General features: G+C 65.5%; 6 protein-coding genes. 4 read left to right on the top strand and 2 right to left on the bottom strand.

Annotated elements, in window-relative coordinates; all coding sequences use genetic code 11:
• Nucleotides 1-138: 138 nt before the first annotated feature.
• From NKI37_RS25305 to NKI37_RS25295, 3 genes are all read left to right on the top strand, one after another.
• Nucleotides 139-1,689 (top strand): sugar ABC transporter ATP-binding protein, encoded by a 1,551-nt coding sequence (locus NKI37_RS25305; protein WP_352788445.1) that lies wholly within the window; start codon nucleotides 139-141, stop codon nucleotides 1,687-1,689.
• Entirely contained in the window at nucleotides 1,686-2,657 is a 972-nt protein-coding gene (locus NKI37_RS25300; RefSeq protein WP_023825533.1) for an ABC transporter permease, read from the top strand. Before NKI37_RS25305 ends, NKI37_RS25300 begins: the two co-directional genes overlap by 4 nt.
• 244 nt (nucleotides 2,658-2,901) lie before the next feature.
• Entirely contained in the window at nucleotides 2,902-3,882 is a 981-nt protein-coding gene (locus tag NKI37_RS25295) for an ABC transporter permease (RefSeq protein ID WP_023704177.1), read from the top strand.
• A 268-nt stretch (nucleotides 3,883-4,150) separates the two neighbouring features.
• Here the strand turns inward: NKI37_RS25295 and NKI37_RS25290 are convergent, their stop codons facing one another.
• Nucleotides 4,151-4,591, bottom strand: a complete 441-nt coding sequence (locus tag NKI37_RS25290; protein ID WP_023686526.1) for a lipid-binding SYLF domain-containing protein — start codon at nucleotides 4,589-4,591, stop codon at nucleotides 4,151-4,153.
• Between the two features lie 160 nt (nucleotides 4,592-4,751).
• On the bottom strand, nucleotides 4,752-5,744 hold the full coding sequence (locus NKI37_RS25285) for a hypothetical protein (RefSeq protein WP_023710848.1): 993 nt from the start codon (nucleotides 5,742-5,744) through the stop codon (nucleotides 4,752-4,754).
• 198 nt (nucleotides 5,745-5,942) lie between these two features.
• Between NKI37_RS25285 and NKI37_RS25280 the strand changes: the two genes are divergently transcribed.
• Entirely contained in the window at nucleotides 5,943-6,611 is a 669-nt protein-coding gene (locus NKI37_RS25280) for a GNAT family N-acetyltransferase (RefSeq protein WP_031199642.1), read from the top strand.
• The last annotated feature ends 10 nt before the right edge of the window (nucleotides 6,612-6,621 follow it).

Genomic DNA, 6,621 nt, shown 5'->3' with positions numbered 1-6,621 from the left:
TTCACCGTCCAAAGCCGCGGGGCGGCCCCTTAACTCCCAATCACCCAACGGGTGGGGGAGATGTCCGGCAGGACAGAGGGGGGCGCCGTAGAGCGCCGACATTATTTTCTGGAACCATCAATTTTGACAACAAACCAGTTGACCACCAGCCCCCTCCTCGACGCCACCGGCGTCGCCAAGAACTACGGCGCGGTTGAAGCGCTTCGCAACGCGTCGCTCTCCGTGCTGCCGGGCGAGGTCCACGCGCTGATGGGCGCCAACGGCGCCGGCAAGTCGACGCTGGTGAAGATCCTGACCGGCGCCATTCCGGCGAACTCCGGCCGCATCCTGATCCGTGGCGAGGCGCGCGACATTCGCTCGCCCGCCGCCGCGCGCCGCGCCGGGCTGCTGCCGGTCTACCAGGAGCCGTCGCTAATCCCCGATCTCGACGTTCTCTCCAATCTCAGGCTCACCGGCACGCCGGTCGAGCCGTTCCGCGCCTGGGTGCGCGAGCTCGGCATCACCGACCTCGATCTGCGCGACACCGCGCGCGACATCCCGCTGGCCGTGCTGCGCGTGCTCGACCTGGCGCGGGCGCTCGCCGTCGAGCCGGACGTGCTGCTGCTCGACGAGATGACGGCGGCCCTGCCCGCCAACCTCGCCGAAAAAGTGCTGGAAGTGGTGCGCCGCCAGGGCGATGCCGGTCGCGCCGTGATCTTCATCTCGCACCGCTTCGTCGAAATCTCCGCACTGTGCGACCGCGCCACCGTGCTGCGGGACGGCGAGACCGTCGGTGTCGTCGACATCGTACCCGGCGTCGAGGAAAAGATCGTCGAGCTGATGCTCGGCACCCGCATCGTGAAAACTCATGTCGCCGCCCGCAGCGCTGCCGAGAAGGCCGCGCCCGCGACCACCCGGCCGCGCATTTCGGTGCGAAACCTGCGCGTCGGCGCCAAGCTCAGCGATGTCTCCTTCGATCTCGCCGACGGCGAAGTCGCCGGCGTCGTCGCGCTCGAAGGCCAGGGCCAGGACGAGTTGTTCGCCGCCCTTGCCGGCTCGATCCGGCCCTCCGGCGGCACGATCGAAGTCAATGGCCAGCCGGTGAAATTCTCGCATCCGATCGACGCCATCCGCGCCGGCCTAGCCTATGTGCCGGGCGACCGCTCCGAGGCGCTCGCCATGCAGCGCTCGGTGCGCGAAAACATCGCCCTGCCTTTCAGCGCTGCCTTGCGCAACTGGGGTCCGATCAACATGCGCCGCGAACGCGCGACCGTGCTCAGCGCGATCGAGCGGCTGCAGATCGACACCCGCGCGCAAGGCGAGGTGCAGCGCCTGTCCGGCGGCAACCAGCAGAAGGTGACCATCGCCCGCTGGATCGCGGCGGATGCCCGCACCATCCTGTGCTTCGACCCGACGCGCGGCATCGATGTCGGCACCAAGCAGGAGATCTACAAGCTGCTGCGCGAACTCGCCGGCAACGGCAAGTCGGTGCTGTTCTACACCTCGGAACTCGAAGAGGTGCAGCGCGTCTGCGACCGCGTCATCGTCATCTTTGGCGGCCGCCTCGTCGACATTTTTCCGGTCGAGGAAGCCGACGAGCCGGCGCTGATGCGCGCCGCCTACGGCCTGCCGCGCGGCGCCAAGGCCGATATCGGCATATTGGCTGATCCGACCGCGAACACTTCGGCTTCGCCGGAGGCCGCGCCATGAGCCATTTCCTGCGCCGCCAAGGCTGGGTCGTCGGCCTGTTCGCCCTGCTCATCGTCCTGTTCATCGCCACCAGGATCATCCAGCCGGCCTATGGCAGCAATGATTTCGGCTCGCTCGCCCGCGCCGTTCTGCCCTATGCCTTCGCAGTCGCCGCGCAGACGGTGGTCGTCATCGCCGGCGGCATCGACCTGTCGGTCGCCGCCATGATGGCGCTGACCAGCGTCACCGCGGCGTCGATGATGAATGGCGCGAGCGAGGAATACGCGCTGTTCGTGGTGCCCTTCGTGCTCGCCATGGGTTTTGCGCTCGGCGCGCTCAACGGCCTGCTCATCGTCGTCACCCGCGTGCCCGACATTGTCGTCACCCTCGCCATGCTGTTCGTGCTGCAGGGCGCCGCCCTGCTGGTGCTCGACGCGCCGGGCGGCGGCATCGCCGAATGGCTGAAGGCGCTGATCTCCGGCACCGTGCCGATCCCCGGCCTGCCCGACGCCATAGACGCCTGGCTGCCCAAGGCCCTGCTGGTGCTGATCGTCTGCCTCTGCGTCATCTGGATACCGCTCAGGCGCTCGCGCCTGGGCCTCTCCATCTACGCCATCGGCTCGAGCGAACTGGCGGGGTTTCGCTCCGGCGTGCCGGTCAAGCGCACCCGCATCATCGCCTATGCGCTGTCCGGCCTGTTCGCCGCCTTTGGCGGCCTGGCGCTGACCATGAGCACCGGCATCGGCGCCCCCATCCCCGGCCCTTATCTCTTGGCCAGCGTCGCCGCCGTGGTGCTGGGCGGCGTCGCGCTCGGCGGCGGCAAAGGCGGCCTGCTCGGCCCCATCGTCGCCGTCTTCGTGCTGAGGCTGGTGCGCACCGACCTGACGCTGCTCGCCATCGACCCCAATGTCACGGCCATCATCGAGGGGCTGATCATGGTGGCGGTGGTGATGTTCGGGGCGTTTATCACGATGCGGGGGCGGCAATGATGGGTGTGCTGTCGCAGAGAGACGTCGGCGTTCCTTCGCGCCCCCCTCTGTCCTGCCGGAAGACATCTCCCCCACGAGGGGGGAGATCAGCTGTCATCGCCGCTTTCGCCAGCCTTCAACGTTGCAAAAAGGAGCGAGGCGCTGGAGCTGCCAATCTCCCCATAAGTGGGGGAGATGGCCGGCAGGCCAGAGGGGGGCGCCGTAGAGCGCCATCCTCGCAGCACACAACACCAAGAGCCGCCCCATGAGCACCACCGCCATCACCCCGGTCCCCTTCGGCCGCCGCATAAAGCGCTTCATGGCCGATCGCCCGCTCATCCCGCTGATCGTCCTGCTCGCCATCCTGGTTATAATCCTGCAGGTCCTGCGCCCCGGCATCGTCAACGAGCGCTGGATCGCCAACACCATCAAATTCGCCATCCCGCTGGCGATCCTCTCGGGATGCCAGACCATAACCATGCTGACCGGCGGCATCGACCTGTCGGTCGGCACGGTGGCGACGATGAGCGCCTTCATCATGGCCACGCAAGTGGTCAACCAGGATCCGGCGGTGGCGTTCCTCCTGGCGATGATGCCGGCGGTGCTGATCGGCCTCGTCAATGGCATCGGCGTCGGCGTCTTCCGCGTCCACCCGCTGATCATGACGCTGGGCACCAGCCTGATCGGCACCGGCTGCCTGCAGGTCTACCAGCGCACGGTGATCGCGTCGGGCGCAAAAATCCCCGACTTCCTGGCTTGGCTCGGCACCGGCGTGACATGGGGCTTCCCCAACGCGCTGCTTTTGTTCGTGCCGCTCGCCGCCCTCATCGTCTTCACGCTCGCCCGCACCGGCTTCGGCCGCCTGCTCTACGCCGTCGGCGACAATGAGCGCGCGACCCGCCTGTCGGGCGTGCAATACTGGCAGGTCATCACCGCGCTCTACGTCACCTCCAGCGTGCTCGCCGGCATCACCGGCCTGCTCTATATCGGCTTGATCAAGGCGCCGTCGCTGTCGCTCGCCGAACCGCTGGTGCTGCCCTCGGTCGCCGCCGCCGTCATCGGCGGCACCTCCATCTTCGGCGGCCGCGGCGGCTACACCGGCACCATCATCGGCGCCCTGATCCTGACCGTGCTGACAACACTGCTGACCATCCTGCAGATGCCGGAGGGGGCACGGCGGATCTTGTTCGGGCTGATCGTGCTGTTCGTGACGGCGGCGTATTTGCGGATTGTGGAGGAGCGGTAGGGGGCCGAGGCCAGCGCCAGCCCCCACTCCGTCTCGGCTCGCCGAGCCACCTCTACCCCCACGTCCGTGGGGGAGAGGAAATGCCAAGCTTTTCGAGCGAAGAAAAAACTCAACACTGTCGAGGCCGCAACCTCGAAAATTAGCGTTTCCTCTCCCCCACGAATGTGGGGGTAGAGGTGGCTCGGCGAAGCCGAGACGGAGTGGGGGGCACCCTAAGCGATTGCCATCACCCTGGGCGCCTGTGCCCACCCAGAGCTCGCCCGCCCCCCTACTTCAACGAAATCGCCATCCCGCTCAAATCTGCATTCACCTGCAGCCCCACCTGCCGGCCCGTAAGCTCGAGCTGGGCGCCCTTGTCGTTGGTCATGACGATCACCTGCGCCCCCTTGCCGAGCGCGCCGCCACCGCCGGCCGCGCCATAAACGCCGGTCGCATCCCGCACCCTGCGGATATGGCGCACGGTGCCCCGGAAATAGGTCTTGGAAACCCCGAAGGCGAAGCCGCCCGAAACGCCGCCGATCGTGATGGGATAGGAGCGGCCGTGGAAGGTCAGCGTCCCCTCGCCGCCGGAACCGCCGACGAAGAAGGCCGCCTTGTAGACGGCAAAGCGGATCGTGCCGCTATCGGCATGCGCGGCGCTGGCAGCGCTGACGGACACAGTTGTGATGGCCGCAACCGCAAGCGAACGAAAGCTGGACGAGATGGTCATGGTGGGAGCTCCTCAAGTGCGCCGCTTGCCCAGCCGGCAGGCGGCGTCGAATTCGTAACCAACTTGAACAATCTAGCCCGTGATTTGGTTCCAGGCAGGCTGTGACAAGATCCGACGAAACGTGACGTGGTGTACTTTCGGGTTGCGGAGGAGGCGGCGCCTATTTTCTCTTCCTGAGCACTTTTCGCAGCATTAACTTCAGCCGCCTCATCTGGTAATGGCGCCGCAACTTGGCCAGCGCCGACTGGTGGGCGGTGTCGATTGCAGCCAGCGAGTCCGCCTCGGTAGCCTGCGGCAGCGCGAGCAGCGCGTCGGCCTGAAGATCGGCAAAGGGCTTGGGGTCATAGCTGGCGAACGGCGTCGGCGGGTCGCTGAGCACGGTGGGGTTGCTGTTGATCTCGAACACCACCAGCCTGCCGTCGACGAATGTGTAGTCGATGCGTCCATACTGCATATGGGCTTTTTCGAAGACCCGCATGACCGCATTGGCGTCAGGATTCGTATCGATATAGGTCCTGATTTCTTCGATATGCGCCGGCAGCAATTGCTCGGGCGAATTCTTGACGAACCACGATTTCGACATGGCGCAATGCTGGCCGTAGATCGTATCGCCGACCCGAAACGCCGCGTACTTCCTGAAATAACCGTCCATTCCGGGGGTGCCGATCATCTCCACCACCATCGGCCGCACTAGATCGCTACCGTCCAGCCGGGCGATCGCGGCGTCCAGCGCCGGCCGGTCGTGCAGCAGCGGCGGCTCCCTGTAGAGTGCGCCCGTCTCGTCGCGGATGAAAACGGGATAGCGTATCGGCTCTTCCAACTCGTCCGGCCTGAACACACGAAAAGCGTTGCTGCCGTCGGCGTGAAGCAGGCGCAGCAGGTCGAAGCGCTGCAGGCTGGCGGTCGGGTGATTGAGCTGCGTCAGGCCGGTGTTGTCAGCCAGTTCGGCGCTGATGCCGGCCGCGCGGCTCAATTCGTCCGATGTCAGCCGGTCCATGTCGGACCAGATGACCACCCCGGCGCGAACGCCGCGCAGCAGCCCGGCATCCTCGTAGCGCACCAGCCGGAACCACGCCTCCAGGTCAGTCCGGTGATACAGAAGCACCACCGCCTGCGTGTAGGCGTGCTCCCGATGCGCGACGTAAAATATCATGCGTTTCCGTTGTCCGTATGTAATTGCAAAGGGGAACCATGATGATTAGACAGGCTTGTGAAAGCCGTGAAATGGTTCTCGATCCGGCATGCGTCAAACAGGAGATAGAACAGGTTGACGTTTCCGTGAAGCTGCAAACCGCATTGGCAAGAAACTGCCATGCGCCATCAACGCGTTAGAAGTCGAGGCAGCCGACACATGAATTTAGACGATGTTGCGATACCCATCCGCCGGTTAGAGCTGGAAGACATGCCGTTGCTGATGGAGCTTGAGGCTGCCGCCTGGGCAGCCCCGCTGCAGGCGAGCGAAACGACCATCCGCCACCGGCTGGCACTCGGACACACCATGTTCGGCGCGATCGATGGCGATCTGCTTGCCGGCACCATCTGCTTTGCCGAGACCAGCCAGGATCCGCTGGTGCGCGCCGATTTCCCCAGGAATTTCGATGCCTATGCATCGCTGCCGCGCAGCGAGCCGGTTTACGCGCTTTACGCCTACAATCTCTGCGTCCGGCCGAGCCATCGCGGCACCAACACGGCGGTGCGGCTCTTGAAGGAGATGGAGAGCCACGGCCGCCGCCTGGGCGCCAGCTGGCTGATCGGCGATGGCCGCTGCTCGTCCTATGCCGGCTCCTCGGGCGACGAGTATGATCATGTCAAGGCCGATGCGCGGTTCCGCGCCACCATCGACCGCTGGAACCAGACCGGCACAAGACCGCCGCTGGAAGAGATCATCCGCGATCCGCTGCTGCGCATGCACTACCGCGTCTACGGATGCGAGTTCCTCTACGTCATGCCGGACTTCTTCCCGCAGGACGCCACGTCAGGCGGCTTCAGGGTCATTTCAGCCAAGAATCTCAAGGCATGAGATTCGAGCC

The organism is Mesorhizobium sp. M0626 (assembly GCF_040320665.1).
Lineage (GTDB): Bacteria > Pseudomonadota > Alphaproteobacteria > Rhizobiales > Rhizobiaceae > Mesorhizobium.
Note: the sequence above shows the minus strand (reverse complement) of the source record. Positions and strands in the feature narration are given on the sequence as shown.